Raw genomic sequence first — 18584 nt, forward strand, 5'->3', positions numbered from 1 at the left:
TCGCTGGGGCCGCGTGCACCCTCGGCTCCGCTGGGTCAGCTGCGTCAGCGTCGCTGCGGCGGTACCGCACTGGCCCGCAGGACGAGATCCGGGGTCACCGAATAATCGATGGCCACCGCCTCGGCGGGATTGGCCATCATCGCCCTCACCTCGCCCAGCGCGGACACGGCGATCGCCTCCCAGTCGTAGCTGACCTGAGACAGGGGCGGGGCGATCACATCGGCATCGGGCATGTCACCGACCGTGAGCAGGGAGAGATCCCGCGGCACGTCGAGGCGAGCGCGGGCGGCGGCCTCGAGAATGCCGAACGACAGCGACGGCGCACAGGCGATGACGGCCGAACACTGCAGGTGGAGCAGCTCTTCGGCCGCGGCGACCCCAGCCATGGTGCCTCCCGCGGCTTCGACCACGGGCGCCTGATCACGGGTGGCGGGTATGTGAAGGACCCGGGCCATGGACTTGCGGAACCCGGCGATGCGACCGGCCGCGGCAGAGTCGCGGAGCACGGCCAGCCCGATGCGACGATGCCCCAGATGCACGAGGTGCTGGACCGCTGTCGCGATGCCGTCAGTGGCATCGAGGACGATGCGTGCGATCCCGTCGGAGTGCCGGGCGTTGGAGACCCTGATCTGCGGCAGATTGCGTTCGGCCAGCTTTGCGGCGAGCTCGCCGGCCGCTCCCCCGCCGAGGACGATCGCGCCCTGAACATGAGGCTCGCCTCCCTCAGAGCCGAGCAGCGACTCGGCCAGGGCATCGGCCCGGTAAGCGGCCGCCTCCACGTGCACTGCCGCGATCCCCTGAGCAAAGATCTTGCTGGTCAGAAGGTCGAACAGACGCGTATAGGGATCGACGTTGCCTGCCGGCACGGCTGGCCGCACCAGGGCCACCATCTGCCTGGAGGGTGTGTTTCGGCTGCCCGAGTCCACGCCGAGGATCGCCAGCGCCCGCCTGACCTTGGCCAGTGAGCCCGGAGACACCGATTCGGGGTCGCGCAGAGCCCGCGACGCCGTCGCCTTCGATACCCCAGCCGCACCTGCGATGGCGCCGAGACCGACATGTTTGTGTTCGCCGGGTTCAGGGGCAGTCGGCGTGCCGGGACCCGAACTCGAGTCAGCTGTCGGGCTCATTGTCTCGCCGCCGTCGTCGAGGCACGGGCCAAGAGCCGGGGACGGAACACCGGCGGAACCGATTGGAGCTCCTCGCCGGAGATCTTCAGCGTCGACAGAGTCGCAGCCACGAGTGCCTTTGAGAGTCCCTCGACGTCGATGCCGAGCACAGTGGCCGGTGGGCCGGTGAACTTCATCGTCGGTGAGTCTCCGAAGCCCACGATCGACATGTCACGCGGGACTTGCAGGTGCCGGTTGCGCAGACCGTGCAGAGCTCCGTGCAGCTGCAGGGCCGATTGCACGATCACCGCGGTGCAGGTCGCATCTTTGAGGTCGAGTGCGGCACGCGAACCGCCGGAGAAGGACTTCGGGACCTGCGAGATCCAGTCATCGAGCTTGACCCCGAAATTGCGTGCAGGGTGCTCCGCGCGGAAGCGTCTGATCAGCTGCACCGCCAGCTCACCGCTGTCATTGCAGATCAGACCGATGCGCCGGTGACCGATGGCCTGAAGGTGCTCGAAGGCCGTCGTCATCCCCCCTCCGAGGTCGAGGCGGGCGGCGATGATGTCTCCGCTGGCATCGTCGGAGTCCACCGCCGACTGTTCGTCGACGCGGATGCACGGAATATCCGTGTGCAGACTCGTCATGGTCGGAGTCACCAGGGCAACGGCACCGGCGTCGACGGCGACCTCAAGCGGGCTGGTCTCGGTTTCGACGGACGGTCGGGTGATGAGCAGACCGTGTTCCTGCAGTGCAGCGGCCACGCGAGTGCAGACTTGGACCTGCCAGTATTCGGGGTTTCCAGGCGCGCTGACAGCGACCAGCCGCCTCGGCGTCTCATGTAGGAGGGTGGAACGAGAGTAGCCCAGCGATTCCATCGCATCGAGCACTCTGCTCCGAGTCTCATCGGCCACCGCACCACGCCTGCCGAGAACGCGGGAGACGGTCGCCAGGGACACACCCGCCCGGGCGGCGACATCGTCTAGCTTGACCTTCATACCGGGAAGTCTATCGGGGTCAGCCTGCTCAGGGGCGGGCAGCACGGGGGTCGAGCAGCTTGGGCCGGTGTCGACTCCGCTCCCGATGCTGATGTCAAGGTCAGCGTGCGACGATGTGTTGAACAATCGCATGATCCGCAGTTTCTCGCACAGCGTCCGCCCAGGCGTGCGGGCGTGCGCTGGCACAGTGCTGAGAATCACTCTACGCTTTGTCGAATAGACTGTCACCGAGCGCATTCAACGGCTTAGGATGAACATAACTGAGCATCCCCGCCAGGTCACAGACGACCGGCTGCTCACGAAGACTTTAGGAGGAAACATGTCAACAGTGTCGTTGAATGGCCTCAGTCATGCCTACGAGAACACCGTGTCCGCTTCAGTGCATCCGTTCAATCTCTTCATCGACGACGGCGAGTTCGTCGTCCTCTACGGCCCGTCCGGTTCCGGCAAGTCGACCATCCTGCGAATGCTCCACGGTCTCGAGGCCCCCAAGTCGGGCACGATCCTCATCGACGGCAACGATGTCACCCATGCCGCGGTCAACGATCGCGATGTCACCCTTGCCCTTGAAAGCTACGCCCTCTATCCGCATATGAGCGTGCGCGACAACCTCGGCTTCGCCCTGCGCGTCGATGGCCTCCCCGCCGAGGAGATCCGTGAGCGCGTCGAGTCCGTGACCGCGAAGATCGGACTGCGCGACATCCTCGATGCCGTGCCCGGCGATCTTTCGGCTCTGCAACGCCAGACGATCGCCCTGGCCCGGGCCGTGGTCCGTCAGCCGAAGGTCCTGATCATGGACGAACCGGTCGTCAATCTCGTCCCCGAGCACCAGGCCGACACCTTGCGCCTGGTCAAGGACCTGCAGCAGGAACTCGGGCTGACCACACTCTACGCCACGGCCGACCTCGAGGACGCGAAGGTCCTCGGCGACCGCATCGCCTTCCTCGACCATGGGCGCCTGATCGGGGTGGAGAAACCTGAAGTCGCCGAGGCGCTCGTCGCCTCGATCGCGGACGTGGACTCCTGATCGGTGCCCGAGACCTCAGCACCCCAGGTCCAGGCGGTCCACAGTGCCGACCATGCTGCGATAGCGCGGCTCCCCTGGCACTTACCCCTCGCTGACTGGCCCCAGGACTTCCTCGGCGGACTGCCCCGCGGAATCTCCCGGCACGTCGTGCGCTTCGTCGAGATCGACGAGGAGGTCCTCGCGATCAAGGAGACCGACGACCGTCGGGCCCTGCGCGAATTCGACATCCTCGGTGTGCTGGGGAATCTGGCCGTCCCCACGGTCGAACCCCGCGCCTATGTGACCAACCGATCCACCACCTCGGCGACGGAACTGCCTGGAGCACTGCTCACGGCCTATCTGGACTTCTCGCTGCCCTACCGTGCCCTGTTCTCCCGGTCCCTGGCCGAGGACACGGCCGGTCGCCTCGTCGATGCCCTCGCGGTCCTGCTCGCCCGACTCCACCTCGTCGGTTTCTACTGGGGCGATGTGTCCCTGTCGAACACCCTGTTCCGGCGTGATGCCGACGCCTATGCGGCCTATGTCGTCGACGTGGAGACCGGTGAGCTCCACGACCAGCTTTCGAACGGTCAGCGGCAGATGGATCTGCGCATCGCGCGCACGAACATCGCCGGTGACTTCCTCGACCTGCAGGCCGCGGGTCTCATCGATCCTGCCGTCGACCCGTTGGCGGCCGGTGAACGCCTGTTCGAGGCCTATAACGGACTGTGGACCGAGCTGACTCGGGTCGAGGAGTTCTCTGTCAATGAACGGTGGCGCATCGACGAACGCATCCGCCGGCTCAACGATCTGGGCTTCGACCTGGGCGAGCTGACCGTGACCACCGACCTCGACGGAGTCAGCCTGCTGGTCGAGCCGAAGGTCGTCGAACCCAACCACCATTCCCGCAGACTCCTGCGACTGACCGGCATCGGCGCCAATGAGAACCAGGCGCGGACGATGCTCAACGACCTCGACTCCCACCGCAGTGCGCCCGGATTCACAGGCGGAGCACACGGTTCCGGCGAGCTGCCCGTCGAACTCGATGAGGACCAGGCTGCCCGCCACTGGCTCGACGAGGTGTACAAGCCCCTGATCTCCGCCATCCCGGAGAACCTCACCCACAAGCTGGAACCCGGACAGATCTTCTACGAGTTCGTCGAGCACCGGCGGGTGATGTCTCGAGCCAGGCAGCGCGACATTCCGACGATGGAGGCCATCGCCTACTTCATCGTCGACTACCTCGCGAACCTCCCCGACGAAGCCCTCTACGTCGACAGCCGAAAGTTCTGAGGCCAGAGCTTTCGCGCAGCAGCTGCGCGCCGGGTTTTGGCTAAGCAGGTTCGCGCTGGAATTCCACCACGTGGAACGTGGACCCCGGAGCCGCCTCGGCGGGCATATGTTTGAGAACATCAGAATCGGGTCGACGACGACCACCGTCGTTGCCGCCCTCCCCACGAGAAACCCCGGAAGGACCTCCGATGTCGCAAACCCCGCAGAACTCAATGCCGTCGAGCCAGAACTCCATGCCGTCGAATGAGGACAATCCGTCGATCCCGTCCCTCTTCGACCTCAGCGGCCGCACTGCCGTTGTCGTCGGAGCCGGGTCCGGGCTGGGCCAGGCGAGCGCGATCGGCCTCGCCGACGCCGGAGCTCATGTCGTCGTCGCCGACCTCAACCTCGAAGGTGCCGAGGAGACGGTGCGGATCATCTCCCAACGCCAAGGAGCCGAACGGGCCGGCGGCAAGGGCGGGCACCGCGCCACCTCCTCGCCGGGCGCCGAGACCGCCCGCGTCGACATCACCGACACCGAGTCGGTCAATGCCCTCGTCGCGGCCCACCCGGATGCCCAGGTTCTCGTCATCACCCCGGGCGCGAACGTGCGCAAGCGACTGCTGTCGACCACCGATGAGGAATTCGACCGGGTCATCGACATCAACCTCAAAGGCACCTATCGTCTGATGCGCGGCTTCGGCGCCGAAATGGCCGAGCGCGGCCGCGGCTCCATCGTCACCTACTCTTCGTTCCGGGCTCTGGCGATCGAACCGGGCCAGGGCATCTACGCCGCGGCTAAAGCCGGTGTCGTGCAGCTGACGAAGACGCTGGCCAGCGAGCTGGGGCCACAGGGTGTGCGCGTCAACGCGATCCTGCCCGGGCCCTTCGACACCCCGTTGACCCAGCAGATCAAGGCCGATGAGGAGTGGTGGAACGCGTATGCGGAGAAGACCGCTCTGGGCCGCTGGGGGAACCTGCATGAAATCGCCGGACCCGTGCTGTTCCTCGCCTCAGATGCCTCGACCTTCGTCACCGGTCACTCACAGCTCGTCGACGGCGGCTGGATGGCCCAGGACGGCCGATTCTCACCACGGCTGTAAAGCTCCGCTGCCGAGTAAAGCTCCGCTGCCGAGCGCAGTTGTTGCGGCGATCGCGCGAGCGGTCGTAGGGGGCAGGCGAGTGCGACCGTCGTGGCTGCACGTGCAAGAATATTCGCATGACCGCTCGAGACAGCACCACCTCCCCGACTGCGACCGACCGACCTCGGCTGGCCAGTCAGCTGGTCCGTCGCAAGTCGATCAGCAGCATGGTCGAGGACACACAGGCTGCGTCCACGGGCCGTCTGCGCAGAACATTCGGCGTCTTCCAACTGACGATGATCAGCGTCGGCGCCACCTTGGGCACGGGCATCCTCGTCATCCTCGGCGAGGCCGTGCCCATCGCCGGTCCCGGCATCTGGATCGCCTTCATCCTGGCCGGAATCACCGCCCTGCTCTCGGCCGTGAGCTATGCGGAGATGGCGGGCATGGTCCCTGTCTCCGGATCCAGCTATTCGTATTCCTACGCCACCCTCGGCGAGGGCGTGGCCTGGGTCTGCGGCTGGTGCCTCGTCCTCGAGTACGCGGTCTCCGTGGCAGCAGTGGCCGTCGGTGCCGCCGACTACGTCAATGAGACGCTGCGCATCTTCGGTCTGTCACTGCCGCCAAGTCTGACCGCCGGCCCCGGTGTAGCTGACAGCCCCGGCGGCGCCGTCAACCTCTCGGCGCTCATCGTCGTCCTCCTCGCCACGGTCCTGCTCATGCGCGGGGCCAAGGAGTCGGCCATCGTGAATACGATCATCGTGTTCGTCAAACTCGGCATCCTCGTCTTCTTCGCCATCGTCGCGTTCACGGCCTTCCAGGCCGGGAACTTCGCACCGATGCTGCCCATGGGGGCCGCCGGAGTCACAGCAGCGGCCTCGAGTGTGTTCTTCTCCTACATCGGCTTCGATGCCGCCTCGACTGCTGGTGAGGAGGCGAAGAACCCGAAGCGGGACATGCCGCGGGCGATCATCCTCTCGATGGTCATCGTCACCACGATGTACGTGCTGGTGGCAGTCGCCGCAATCGGTGCCAGGGAATGGGAGTGGTTCAGGCTGAAGACGACCGTCGCTCCCCTGGTCCAGATCGTCCACCAGCTCACACAGTCCAACCTCGCGGTCTTCATCTTCGCCGTCGCCGCGGTGCTCGCGATCTTCTCGGTCGTCATCACCGTCCTCTACGGGCAGTCACGCATCCTGCTCTCCATGTCCCGCGACGGCATGGTCCCACGAGTCTTCGGCATCGTCTCCCCGCGCACGGGCACTCCTCTGGTCGGCACGTTGGTCACCGGCGTGCTCGTCGCGATCACCGCTGCACTGATCCCGCTGGGCGAACTCGCAAATGCCACAAGCATCGGCACACTCTTCGCCTTCTGCCTCGTCAACATCGCCGTCATCTACCTGCGCGTCAAACGTCCGGACCTGCCGCGCTCATTCAAGGTGCCCTTCGGACCGATCATCCCGGTCCTCGGCTCCCTGGCATGCGCGTTCCTCATGATCAACCTCGGCGGAACCACCTGGCTGGTCTTCGGCCTGTGGATGCTCGTCGGCTTCGTCGTCTACCTCACCTACAGCCGCCGCCACTCCCGCGTCGGCGCCCTCAGCGACAGCGACTACCGCGCCAGCATCAACGCCTGAGCGGCGGTACGGCTCGCTAAACCTCCCCGACGTCACAAAACCTCCCCGGCGCCGGGTGTTATTAGTGACGTCGGGGAGGTTTAGTGCGGGCAGGCCGCCTTCAGCCGCGGCGGGTGCGGGCGACTTCGTAGAGGGAGACGGCCGCAGCGATTCCCGCGTTGAGGGACTCCGTGGTCGCGGCGATCGGGATCGAGACGATCTGGTCGCACTTCTCAGCGATGAGGCGCGAGATTCCCTTACCCTCTGAACCGACGACGATGCACACAGGGTCGCGGCTGAAGGTCAGTTCCGGCAGCTCGACGTCTCCGTCCATGTCGAGTCCGACGACGAAGACGTTCTGCTTCTTGAGCTCGTCGATGGCACGAGCCAGGTTGACGACCTGGGCGACCTTGATGCGGGCTGCGGCACCGGCGGAGGTCTTCCACGCGGCAGCGGTCATCGACGCGGCACGACGCTCGGGGATGATGACGCCGTGACCGCCGAAGGCAGCGGCGGAGCGCACAATCGCACCGAGGTTCCTGGGATCTGTGATGCCGTCGAGTGCGACGAGCAGCGGCGCCTCGCCCTGGTCGGCCGCAACCTGAAGCAGATCACGAGGCTCGGCGTAATCGTAGGGAGGGATCTGCAGGGCGATGCCCTGGTGGATCGCGTCGTCGGTGAGTCGGTCGAGGTCGGGCTTGCTCGCCTCGAGCATCGAAATGCCGCGCTTGGTGGCCAAGGTGATGGCTTCTCGGACGCGATCGTCCGAATCGATCCGACCGGCGACGTACAAAGCGGATGCCGGAACGTCCTCACGCAAGACCTCGAGCACCGAGTTGCGCCCGGCGACCATGTTCGGCCCGTTTTCCTTCTTGCGTCGCTTGGCCTGCGCCGAAGCGTTGGCGGCCTTCTTGTTCGCCGATGCCTTATGTGCCTTGTGATAGACACGGTCCTCGGCCTTGGGCGTGGGTCCGCGGCCCTGCAGGCTGCGCTTGTTCTTGCCGCCGGAGCCCTTGGTCGGGCCCTTCTTCGAGCCGCCGGCACGTGGGTTGGAAACCATGTGAATCCTTAAGAATCGTTGGTGGTCACGAACCGAGGTTCGTCACCGGGAGAAATTTTTGGAGAAGAGTGCAGCGGGTCAGCTGACTTTGACGTGGTAGCGGTAACCGTCGGCCGTGTCCTCGATGACGATCCCGGCAGAGGCCAGGTTGTCGCGGATCGCGTCGGCGGTGGCGAAGTCCTTCTGCGCCTTCGCCTCGGCCCTTTGAGCGGCGAGCGCATCGACGAGGGAATCCAATGCCGATTCCACGCTCGCGCCCGCTCCCGACTGCGCCCATGCCTCGGCGCTGGGATTGACTCCCAGGATATCGAGCATCAGCTTCACCTCGGCGACGATCTGCGTGAGTTCGTCGCGGTCCTTGCCGGAGTCGAGGAGCTTCGCACCCTCGGTGACCTTCGCGAAGACCACGGACAGTGCACGGGGCACGCCGAGGTCGTCGTCGAGTGCCGCAGCGAAGTCCGCAGGCACGTCGACGCTGCGACTGCTGTAGGCATCGCTGACATCGGGCAGTGCGGGCGCGTCGTCGCCGAGCGCCTGCCGGGCCCGCTGGAGGAAGTTCGCCAAACGGTCCAGCGAAGCCGTCTGCCGGTCCATGGCCTCGGGTGAGAACTCGAGGATCGACCGGTAGCTGGCGCCGGTGAGGAAGTAGCGCACGGCCAGCGGGCTATAGCGGTGGAAGAGCTCGGAGGCGAAGACGGAGTTGCCCAGTGACTTCGACATCTTGTCCCCGCCCACGTTGAGCAGGCCCGAATGCATCCAGATATTGGCGAACCGGTCACCGGCCGCACGCGACTGAGCCAGCTCGTTCTCGTGATGAGGGAAGCGCAGATCCAGTCCGCCACCGTGGATGTCGAAATTCTCGCCGAGGTACTTCGTCGACATGGCCGAGCACTCGATGTGCCAGCCCGGTCGGCCTCGACCCCACGGTGCCGGCCACGAGGCGGTGCCGGGTTCGCCGGGCTTGTGGGCTTTCCACAGCGCGAAGTCCCGGGCGTCCTTCTTGCCCCGCATGTCCGCATCGTTCGCGGGTTCCATGTCATCGAGGCGCTGGTTAGTCAGTTCGCCGTAGTCGGCCCACATGGTGGCCGCGAAGTAGACATCGCCGCTGTCGTCGAGGGCAGGGTAGGCGTATCCCGCTTCGATGAGTCGATCGATGAGTTCGATCATCTCGGTGATGTGTCCCGTAGCGCGAGGCTCGTAGCTGGGAGGCAGCACATCGAGGGCGTCATAGGCCTGGGTGAAGGCCCGCTCATATTTGAAGGCGTGGGCGAACCAAGGCCGGCCCACCTCGGCGGATTTCGACAGGATCTTGTCGTCGATGTCCGTGACATTGCGGACCAGGGTGACGCTGTAGCCGCGGTAGAGCAGCCAACGGCGAAGCTGGTCGAAGACCGAGGCGGAGCGCAGGTGGCCGATGTGGGGCTCGCCCTGCACCGTGGCACCACAGACGTAGATGCCCACGTGCCCGGCGTTGACGGGGCGCAGTTCGTCGGTGGTGCGGCTGGCGGTGTTGTACAGAGCGATAGTCACGCACACAAGTCTACCGGGGACAGGCGTGGTGTCACTGACTGAGCGGGCTTCATGACGCCGAGAGGACTATGAGGTGTCCGACATTTGATACAAGACTGTTACTCAGCTCACGTGACTTACGGCACGTTTCACAGAAAACTCCCAGTATGCTGGGGATCAAGTCAACGAGACCGCGCTTCTCCACCACAAGGAGAACCCTTGGAAGCGGTACGCTAACTTGCCGACGTCACGGTCACAGCAGACCGCCACACCGGCATCAGCCTCACAACACTGTGGTTGTACAGAAAGGAATTCCATTGTCTTCCACCAAAGCCCCCCAGAGGGAGGTCTTCGCCACCCGCGGCGCGTTCATCTTCGCCGCCATCGGGTCGGCGGTCGGCCTCGGCAACATCTGGCGCTTCCCCTACGTCGCCTACGAAAACGGCGGCGGCGCGTTCCTCATCCCATATCTGGTCGCATTGCTGACAGCCGGCATTCCGCTGCTGTTCTTCACCTACGCACTCGGCCACCGGACGCGGGCTTCTGCACCGCTGGCCTACCGCACCCTCGGCCGAGTTGCTGAGCCGATCGGCTGGTTCAAGACCGGCGTCGCCTTCGTCATCGGTGTCTACTACGCAGCGATCATCGCATGGGCCGGATGCTTCATGTTCTTCTCCCTCAGCCAAGCCTGGGGAGACGACGCAGAGGGCTTCTTCATGAACGACTACCTGCACATCGGCGATCCCGGAGTCTCACTTGACTTCGTTCCTGGTGTGCTCATCCCGGTCATCCTGGTCTGGATCGTCACCATCGCCATCCTCTACCTCGGCGTCCAGAACGGCATTGCCCGGTTCTCGAAGATCTTCATTCCTCTGCTCGTCGTCGTCTTCCTCATCATCGTCGTCCGCGCCCTGTTCCTGCCGGGCGCTGCCGAGGGCCTGAATGCTCTGTTCACACCTGATTTCAAGTCCTTGACTGATCCAGCGGTGTGGATCGCGGCCTATGGTCAGATCTTCTTCTCACTCTCGATCTGCTTCGGCATCATGATCACCTACGCCTCGTACCTGAAGAAGAGGACCAACCTCACAGGTTCGGGCCTGGTCGTGGGCTTCTCAAACTCCGCGTTCGAGATCCTGGCCGGCATCGGCGTCTTCGCCGCGCTCGGCTTCATGGCTGCAGCGCAGGGCGTGGCAGTCGGCGATGTCGCCTCCAGCGGCATCGGCCTGGCCTTCATCGCCTTCCCGACTCTGATCTCGCAGATGCCCGGTGGTGCGCTCTTCGGCTTCGCGTTCTTCGCCTGCCTCGTCTTCGCCGGTCTGACCTCGCTGATCTCGATCGTGCAGGTGCCGATCCAGGCTCTGCGCGAGAAGTTCGGCTGGGGCAACAAGCTGTCCGTCCTCATCGTCGGCGGCGCCATGGCCATTGTCTCCATCCTGCTCCTGACGACGATCACGGGCCTCTACGTCCTCGACACGATGGACGCCTGGGCGAACAACCTCGGCATCGTCGGTGCTGCTGTCGTCGCACTGCTCGTCGTCGGTTGGGTGCTCAGGGGCGACCTGGGCAAGCTGCCGATCCTGCGCGACCATCTCAACGCGGTCTCCAGCTTCAAGGTCAACAAGTTCTGGATGGCATGCGTCGGCCTGATCACTCCGGTGCTGCTGGTCTACATGCTCGTCCAGCAGATCATCACCTACGCCACCGAGGGCTACGAGGACTATCCCGCTGGCCTTCTGGGCATCTTCGGATGGGGAATGATCGGCCTGCTGGCCGTGCTGGCCATCGTGCTCACACTGGTCAGATGGCCCAAGAAATCACTCGAAAACGCGGAAAGCGCAATCGCCGATTCCGTCCTCGAGGAGAACAAGCGCAAGGCAGCGGGCATCGACCCAGAGGCCGCCGACAACAGCCCTGTCGCTGCGAACACCACCGAAACAGAAAGCAAAGGAGTCTGAACCATGGGTACCTCGGCAATCGTCATGATGATCATCGCCATCGTCACCGTATGGGGCGGCCTCGGCGCCGCGATCATGCACCTGCGCAAGCACCCGGACGAGGAGTAGTCACCGCCGACAGGCACTGATCCACACCTGAGATCCGTTCCGACGAAGGCGGTTCGACACCTGGCAACAGGCGTCGGACCGCCTTCGTCGTATCATCTGGCGTCTGACCTGGCGTATCCCCTGTCTTATCGCCTGTCGGCTGACCTGGCCTATTGCCTGTCTCAATGTCTGCTATCGCACTGTCTTGCCATTCGGTGAGCGCGCTGGTCGTGAGGGCAATGCCTGGTTAGGGTAGGGCTGTACGAACTCATCGTCGGGCGCACTCACCCGTTGACAATGCGTTGTCAGCGCACAGAGCACAACGCCTAAGAGCACTAGGAGACGCAATGCCACAGACGGTCAAAGGTGTCATCTCCCGCAGCAAGGGGGCGCCGGTCGAGCTCACCGACATCGTCATCCCCGACCCGGGCCCAGGCGAGGTCATCGTCGATGTGAAGTCGTGCGGCGTCTGCCACACAGACTTCCACTACCGCGAAGGCGGAATCAGCGACGACTACCCGTTCCTGCTCGGTCACGAATCGGCCGGCACGGTCTCGGAGATCGGCGAAGGCGTCACCGACGTCGAGGTGGGCGACTTCGTCATCCTCAACTGGCGCGCGATCTGCGGCGAATGCCGGGCCTGCAAACGCGGTGAACCCTGGTACTGCTTCGACACTCACAACGCCTCACAGAAGATGACGCTGCCCGACGGCACCGAACTCGAGGCTGCACTGGGCATCGGCTCCTTCGCAGAGAAGACCCTGGTCGCGGCAGGACAGTGCACGAAGGTCCCCGAGGCTGACCCCGCTGTCGTGGGCCTGCTGGGCTGCGGCGTGATGGCCGGTATCGGTGCCGCCATCAACACCGGCGAAGTCACCCGCGGCAAGTCTGTGGCCGTCATCGGATGCGGCGGCGTCGGCTGCTCGGCCATCGCCGGTTCTGCACTGGCAGGTGCCGGCACGATCATTGCGCTCGACATCGATGACACGAAGCTCGAGTGGGCCAAGGATCTCGGAGCCACCCACACGGTCAACACCCGCGGCAAGAGTGAAGACGAAGTCGTGAAGGCGATCCAGGATCTGACCGGAGGCTTCGGCGTCGATGTCGCCATCGATGCTGTGGGACGTCCGGAAACCTGGCGTCAGGCCTTCTACGGCCGTGACCTCGCGGGCACCGTGGTGCTCGTGGGCGTGCCTACTCCGGAGATGGAGCTGAGCGTCCCGCTGCTCGACGTCTTCGGCCGCGGCGGCCGACTCAAGTCCTCCTGGTACGGCGACTGCCTGCCCGAACGGGACTTCCCGATGCTCGTCGATCTCTACCAGCAGGGACGCCTGCCCTTGGAGAAGTTCGTGTCTGAGAGGATCGGGCTCGGCGACGTCGAATCAGCATTCGAAAAGATGAGCCAAGGCAAAGTACTGCGATCGGTGGTGGAACTCTGATGACAACTATTGAGCATCTGGTCACGTCCGGAACGTTCTCGCTCGACGGCGGAACCTGGGATGTCGACAACAACGTCTGGATCATCGGCGATGACTCCGAAGTCATCGTCATCGACCCCGCGCACGATGTCGACGCCATCGCGGAGAAAGTCGGCTCGCGTGAGGTCAAGGCGATCCTGCTGACCCACGGTCACGATGATCATGTCGGAGTCGTCCGCGACTTCGCCCACCGCGTGGGCAATCCGCCCGTCTACCTGAATCCCGAGGACTATGTCCTCTGGGACATGACCTATGAGGGTTACCGGCCTGATGAGGAGATCTCCGACGGCGACACCTGGAACGTGGCCGGAGTGCGGGTCAAAGCCCTGCACACCCCTGGCCACTCCCCCGGTTCGACCTGCTTCTTCATCGAAACCGGACTGCCGATCCCAGCCTCGGCGGGAGCCGGACGTGCCGTCGGACCTGTCCTCTTCTCAGGAGACACCCTCTTCCACGGCGGACCGGGAGCAACCGGTCGCTCGCATTCGAGCTTCGAGACGATCATCGAATCGATCCAGAACGTCTTGTTCAAGCTCCCCGATGCCACGGTCGTCCTGACCGGACACGGTGAGCCGACATCGATCGGGGCCGAAGCTCCATCGCTGGAAGACTGGATCAAACGCGGAGAGTGAGATTCTTCGAGTGAGGAGGGGCCGTGGTCGCAGATCTGCGACCACGGCCCCTCCTCGTCTCCACCGCTGTGGACTCAGAACGCACCGCAATGTCGAGAGATCGAGCACGGGCGCTAGACTCATCTGGTGCCTGAATCTCAATCACCACAGTCCCCTGTACCCGCAGACTCATCATCGGGTGCGCTGACACCTAAAGCGTCCCGGGGCGGTTCTGGCCTCAAGGTCGGAATGAAGCCCCGCCACCTGGTCATGATGAGCCTCGGGTCGGCAATCGGAGCCGGCCTGTTCGTGGGCTCGGGAGCCGGTGTCCAGGCGGCCGGACCCGCCGTCCTCATCTCCTATGTGGTGGCCGGGCTCATCGTCATCTTCGTCATGCGCGCCCTCGGAGAGCTCGTGGCCGCCGATCCGAATCCGGGCGCATTCTCCCACTATGCCGGCCGAGCCATGGGCCCAGCGGCAGCCTTCGCCGTCGGCGCCCTGTGGTGGGTCCAACTCTGCCTCGTCGTTGCCGCAGAGGCCACGGCCGCAGCACAGATCGCGGCCAGCTACGTGCCATCGATCCCACAGTGGGTGATCGCCTTGGCCATTATGGTCGTCTTCACCGCTGTCAACCTCACCACTTCGGGCAGCTTCGGAGAGTTCGAGTTCTGGTTCTCCCTCATCAAGGTCGCCTTCGTGACTCTGTTCCTCGTCCTCGGCGCCGCGTACGTGTTCGGTTGGACTCCTGCAGACCCACCGGCGGCGGTCTTCACCGACGGATTCATGCCCACCGGCCTGCCCGGTGTCGCAGCCGGACTTCTCGTCGTGGCGTTCGCCTTCGGCGGCATCGAAATCGTAGCGGTTGCTGCGGCCGAGACCGCCAACCCGAGCCGAAGCGTGACACAGGCGATCAAAACCATCGTGTGGCGCATCCTGTTCCTCTACATCGGTTCTGTGGCGATCATCGTCCTCGTCCTCAATTGGAAGGACGAACGGCTGAGCGAGTCACCCTTCGTCGCGGTCCTCGACACCGCAGGTCTTCCCGTCGTCGCCTCGCTGCTGGCTGCAGTCATCGTCATCGCCCTGCTGTCTTCGATGAACGCCAACATCTACGGGGCTTCCAGAATGGCGTTCTCCATGTCCGATCGGAAGATGCTGCCGGCGGGACTGGGGCGCGCGACCAAACGCGGCGTTCCGATGGCAGCGGTGCTGGCCACCTCGGCGTTCGGATTCGTGGCAGTGGGACTGAACTACTTCTGGGCCGCCGAGGTGCTCAGAGTTCTCCTCAACGTCGTCGGTTCAACGCTCATCGTCACCTGGGTCGTGACGCTGGTGTCCCAGATCATCATCCGGCGCCGTGCCGAAGCCGCCGGCGAGGAACTGCCCTTGAAGATGTGGCTCTTCCCCTGGCTGTCATATGTGACGCTCGCGGGCATCGCCATGATCATCATCCTCGGTCTGACCGTGGAATCCGTGCGCATCCAGATACTCGGCACACTGATCTTCACGGCAGCGCTCTACGGGATCGGCTACTTGGTCACGCGCAAGCGCAAGGACTGAGCCAGTTCACGCAGGGCCGCCATATCGCGCACGGCCCCCGGTTCACGCAGGGCCGGGTGCTCTGACCTCGCCGAGGTTGGAGCCCGTCTCGCTGCTCGTCTGATCCACCCCTCGAGCATGTCCAGTGTCTGGCCCTCGTGGCGTCCGAAGTGTCGGCCCGCGTACTGGCTGACGTCGATGGGTACACATCGTTCCAAAGTGTCGAGGACGAGGCGGGCGGCTCGTGCCGACATCGGCAGCCGGATACCGATGGCGGCATTCACCGCTTCCGAGGCTGCCTGCGTAGGTCGACGCAGGTGCGATTCCAGCGCAGCCCAGTTTCCCTCACGAACACTCAGTTCGGCGACATAGGGAATGAACACTGCCGGCGAAGCCGAGATCATAACGCCCGGAACACCGACGATGAGGCCACCGAGCTCGCGGCGCAGTGCTGCCACGGTTTCCCGTCGGCCGCTGGCCATGAACACCGGTGTTCCGGGCGGATGCCAGTAACGGACGTTTCGGCCCGTGGTCCGTTCTGACAGGAGTGCTGGGGAGAAGATCAGAATCTCAGACTCGGGGAACATCGATGCGGCAATGTCCCGGTCACCGTCGACCTGGCTGGTGAGCGCGATGATAGGCGGGCTGAGAGCGACGATCGACGCGGCGACCGAATCGTCGAGGTCACCCGGCCGAGTCGTGAGCACCATCAGGTCCCACGATTCCAAACTCGCCACGGCCCAGTCAATGGCGCTGACTCGTCGCACGGACCCGCGCCCGAAGGACCTCACCCGTCGAGGGTATGCGGCGCCTCTGGTCGGCAGTGAGTCTCGGGTTGGCACTGTGTCTCGAGTCGGCAGTGTGTCTCTGGTCGAACTCACCGACCGTGAGACAACGACCGTTTCGTGCCGGTGGCCGAACAGTGCGGCGGCTGCGATGCCGATCGCTCCGGCGCCTTGGAACACGACCTTCATTCTGAGGTCACCGGTGCATCGGCGCTGCCGTCGACGCGTCGGCGCGCGCGACAGAATAGACAAGAGCATTCGCGATGGCCGCGACACCCTCGCCGCGTCCGGTCAGACCGAGACCATCGGTCGTTGTCCCGGACACAGACACCTCGGCGCCAGCTGCCTCCGACAGCGCCCGTTGGGCATCGTTCCGCCTGGTGCCGATCTTCGGACGATTGCCGAGGACTTGGACGGAGATATTGCCGATCTCGAAACCTGCGGCACGGACTTGACGTGCCGCCTCTGCGAGGAGAGCGGCCCCGGAGGCACCGGCGAACTCGGGCCGGTCGACGCCGAAATGCTGACCCAGATCGCCGATGCCCGCGGCGGAGAACAGCGCATCACAGCAGGCATGGGCGGCTACGTCGGAATCGGAGTGGCCCTCGAGTCCGCGTTCGCCAGGCCATTTCAGTCCTGCAACCCAGAGCTCGCGAGTGGGGTCCTCGGAGTACGCATGTACGTCCACTCCGATACCGGTGCGCGGAATCACCATGGTCATCGTTGCTGCCCTCTTTCGCTCGTTGTCCCGTCGCGCTTCGCAGCGTCGCAGGTCTCTTCGTCGCGCTTCTTTGCAATGTGCTCACCGAGAACGAGGTCGAGCGGGTACGTGATCTTCAGTGCTTCCTCGTCACCATCAACGGCGACCACATCGACGCCGAGGTGCTCGACGAGTCCCGCGTCATCCGTGGCCACCGGCGACCCAGGACCTCCAGCAGCCCGATCGTCTTCGTACTTCTCGTGTGCTCGACGCAAGGTGCCTGCGGCGAAACCCTGTGGGGTTTGAACTCGACGCAGGATCGAGCGGTCGAGATCACCGTGGAGAACCTCAACGGTTGGCAGGTTCTGGCCGAATTCGGCTCCGGAATCGACCCGAACTTGCCATCCGTCTGCGTCTGCCCGACGTGTCTCCACGCGACGGACGGTGTCGGCCATGGGCAGGACGGGAACGACCGCCTCGGCACCGGCACGGACAGCCGCGACCACACGACGGAAGACATCGGGAGGTGTCAGAGCACGTGCGGCATCGTGGACCAGCACAATGTCTGCGTCACCTGAATATTTCAAGGCTAGTTGCACAGATTCTATTCGATCATTCCCACCCGCTACAGCCGTGATTCGAATATCCGAAACACTGCTTTTCGCATTTTTGGGCCGCGATTCTGAAATGGAATCGATTTCTCTGCGGGCACTCATTAAAAACTCCTCGGGAGCGGCAACCACAATTGTGGAAGCAACTCCCGAGGAGATGATCGTCTCAAGACTGCGAGCCAGAAGGCTCTTCCCGTTCAGCCGAACGAGGGCCTTCGGTTCTGCACTGCCCAAGCGTGATCCCGACCCTGCGGCCGGAACGATGACGCAGGTACTCAGGACGCGAGCACTTCGTCGAGGATGGCCTCGGCTTCGGATTCCTCTTTCTTCTCGGCCAATGCGAGTTCGGAAACGAGGATCTGTCGAGCCTTGGACAACATGCGCTTCTCGCCAGTCGACAGGCCGCGGTCCTGCTCGCGACGCCACAGGTCACGAACGACTTCGGCGACCTTGATCACGTCACCGGACTGCAGCTTCTCAAGATTCGCCTTGTAGCGGCGAGACCAGTTCGTGGGTTCCTCGACGAATTCGGCGCGGAGGACGTTGAAGACCTTCTCGACACCTTCTTCACCGACGACATCTCGCACACCGACGAGGTCGCAGTTCTCCGCAGGAACCTCGATCACTAGATCGCCATGGGCGACCTGGAGCTTGAGGTACAGTTTCTCCTCACCTTTAATGGTTCGTTTTTTGATATCTTGGATTGTCGCTGCACCGTGATGTGGATAGACAACTGTGTCGCCGACCTCGAAACTCATAATCTCTTCAAACCCCTTTCGCGGACTTCCAGTTTACCATGAGGCGCGCCACAGAAATCGTTCAGGCTGCGGATTCCTCGTGCTAGGCTCCGCTGCGCGGTTTTGCGTCCAGCACCTCATCTCGGACGATGCCGGGTTTCCCGCGTCCGTAACCGTCGCACCAGGATCCGTAACCGCACCCGCCCACGTCCGTACCCGCATCACCAGGACCGGGCGCTATCGAAGTCCCCTTTCTGAGAACCTGCTCGGCCCCGCTCCAAGAATCTGCTCGGTCTCACTCCGGGCCTGTTGCCTCATTGCAATACCTCCGGGAACGAAACATCGTTGCCTCAAATGAAAACCTCCGGGAACATGGTGTCGTTGCCTCAAATAGGAACCTCCGGATAGCTCACCCGTTGTTCCAGGCTCGAT

The 18584-nt window shown here is 64.0% G+C and carries 17 protein-coding genes; 9 read left to right on the plus strand and 8 right to left on the minus strand.

The window, feature by feature from the left end:
* Positions 1–44: 44 nt before the first annotated feature.
* Together BSP239C_RS16075 and BSP239C_RS16080 are read right to left on the minus strand one after the other, a co-directional pair.
* Positions 45–1127 carry a LacI family DNA-binding transcriptional regulator gene (locus BSP239C_RS16075; RefSeq protein ID WP_101574370.1) on the minus strand — a complete coding sequence of 361 codons (1083 nt, stop codon included), beginning with the start codon at positions 1125–1127 and terminating at the stop codon, positions 45–47.
* Entirely contained in the window at positions 1124–2104 is a 981-nt protein-coding gene (locus BSP239C_RS16080; protein WP_101574387.1) for a LacI family DNA-binding transcriptional regulator, read from the minus strand. Before BSP239C_RS16080 ends, BSP239C_RS16075 begins: the two co-directional genes overlap by 4 nt.
* 319 nt (positions 2105–2423) lie before the next feature.
* Here BSP239C_RS16080 and BSP239C_RS16085 point away from each other — a divergent pair, with 319 nt between their 5' ends.
* The 4 genes from BSP239C_RS16085 to BSP239C_RS16100 all read left to right on the plus strand — a co-directional run bounded on the left by BSP239C_RS16085 (position 2424) and on the right by BSP239C_RS16100 (position 7101).
* A complete protein-coding gene (locus tag BSP239C_RS16085) occupies positions 2424–3131 on the plus strand; it encodes an ABC transporter ATP-binding protein (protein ID WP_226831157.1) in 708 nt (235 codons plus the stop codon).
* A gap of 3 nt (positions 3132–3134) precedes the next feature.
* Complete coding sequence (locus BSP239C_RS16090; protein ID WP_101574371.1) at positions 3135–4403, plus strand: DUF4032 domain-containing protein; 1269 nt, start codon at positions 3135–3137, stop codon at positions 4401–4403.
* Positions 4404–4591: 188 nt separating this feature from the next.
* Positions 4592–5485 carry an SDR family NAD(P)-dependent oxidoreductase gene (locus BSP239C_RS16095; RefSeq protein WP_226831155.1) on the plus strand — a complete coding sequence of 298 codons (894 nt, stop codon included), beginning with the start codon at positions 4592–4594 and terminating at the stop codon, positions 5483–5485.
* Positions 5486–5601: 116 nt separating this feature from the next.
* Positions 5602–7101, plus strand: a complete 1500-nt coding sequence (locus tag BSP239C_RS16100) for an amino acid permease (RefSeq protein ID WP_101574373.1) — start codon at positions 5602–5604, stop codon at positions 7099–7101.
* Between the two features lie 100 nt (positions 7102–7201).
* On the opposite strand, the gene rlmB is transcribed toward BSP239C_RS16100, so the two are convergent.
* Positions 7202–8140 carry a 23S rRNA (guanosine(2251)-2'-O)-methyltransferase RlmB gene (gene rlmB / locus BSP239C_RS16105; protein ID WP_101574374.1) on the minus strand — a complete coding sequence of 313 codons (939 nt, stop codon included), beginning with the start codon at positions 8138–8140 and terminating at the stop codon, positions 7202–7204.
* 78 nt (positions 8141–8218) lie between these two features.
* Positions 8219–9670, minus strand: a complete 1452-nt coding sequence (gene cysS / locus BSP239C_RS16110; protein ID WP_101574375.1) for a cysteine--tRNA ligase — start codon at positions 9668–9670, stop codon at positions 8219–8221.
* Between the two features lie 290 nt (positions 9671–9960).
* Between cysS and BSP239C_RS16115 the strand changes: the two genes are divergently transcribed.
* From BSP239C_RS16115 to BSP239C_RS16135, 5 genes are all read left to right on the plus strand, one after another.
* Positions 9961–11604: a sodium-dependent transporter gene (locus BSP239C_RS16115; RefSeq protein WP_374701041.1), complete on the plus strand. Its 1644-nt coding sequence runs from the start codon at positions 9961–9963 to the stop codon at positions 11602–11604.
* A 3-nt stretch (positions 11605–11607) separates the two neighbouring features.
* The gene (locus BSP239C_RS16120; protein ID WP_101574377.1) at positions 11608–11712 is read left to right on the plus strand and encodes a methionine/alanine import family NSS transporter small subunit; all 105 of its coding nucleotides are present in this window, start codon (positions 11608–11610) and stop codon (positions 11710–11712) included.
* A 326-nt stretch (positions 11713–12038) separates the two neighbouring features.
* Positions 12039–13130 carry an S-(hydroxymethyl)mycothiol dehydrogenase gene (locus BSP239C_RS16125; protein WP_101574378.1) on the plus strand — a complete coding sequence of 364 codons (1092 nt, stop codon included), beginning with the start codon at positions 12039–12041 and terminating at the stop codon, positions 13128–13130.
* On the plus strand, positions 13130–13801 hold the full coding sequence (locus BSP239C_RS16130) for an MBL fold metallo-hydrolase (RefSeq protein WP_101574379.1): 672 nt from the start codon (positions 13130–13132) through the stop codon (positions 13799–13801). Before BSP239C_RS16125 ends, BSP239C_RS16130 begins: the two co-directional genes overlap by 1 nt.
* A 126-nt stretch (positions 13802–13927) precedes the next feature.
* Positions 13928–15340 (plus strand): amino acid permease, encoded by a 1413-nt coding sequence (locus BSP239C_RS16135; RefSeq protein WP_257930246.1) that lies wholly within the window; start codon positions 13928–13930, stop codon positions 15338–15340.
* Here BSP239C_RS16135 and BSP239C_RS16140 read toward each other — a convergent pair.
* Genes BSP239C_RS16140 through BSP239C_RS16155 form a run of 4 tightly spaced genes read right to left on the minus strand, consistent with a single transcriptional unit; the run spans position 15310 to position 18173 of the window.
* Positions 15310–16284 carry a hypothetical protein gene (locus tag BSP239C_RS16140; protein ID WP_101574381.1) on the minus strand — a complete coding sequence of 325 codons (975 nt, stop codon included), beginning with the start codon at positions 16282–16284 and terminating at the stop codon, positions 15310–15312. The two genes, BSP239C_RS16135 and BSP239C_RS16140, sit on opposite strands and share 31 nt — an antisense overlap.
* Positions 16285–16300: 16 nt before the next feature.
* Complete coding sequence (gene ispF / locus BSP239C_RS16145; protein WP_101574382.1) at positions 16301–16825, minus strand: 2-C-methyl-D-erythritol 2,4-cyclodiphosphate synthase; 525 nt, start codon at positions 16823–16825, stop codon at positions 16301–16303.
* Positions 16822–17754 (minus strand): 2-C-methyl-D-erythritol 4-phosphate cytidylyltransferase, encoded by a 933-nt coding sequence (locus tag BSP239C_RS16150; RefSeq protein ID WP_257930248.1) that lies wholly within the window; start codon positions 17752–17754, stop codon positions 16822–16824. Before BSP239C_RS16150 ends, ispF begins: the two co-directional genes overlap by 4 nt.
* Entirely contained in the window at positions 17691–18173 is a 483-nt protein-coding gene (locus BSP239C_RS16155) for a CarD family transcriptional regulator (protein ID WP_009883639.1), read from the minus strand. The genes BSP239C_RS16150 and BSP239C_RS16155 overlap by 64 nt, the downstream gene beginning before the upstream one ends.
* Positions 18174–18584 lie beyond the last annotated feature (411 nt).

The organism is Brevibacterium sp. 239c, assembly GCF_900169365.1.
In the GTDB taxonomy this organism is placed as follows: domain Bacteria; phylum Actinomycetota; class Actinomycetes; order Actinomycetales; family Brevibacteriaceae; genus Brevibacterium.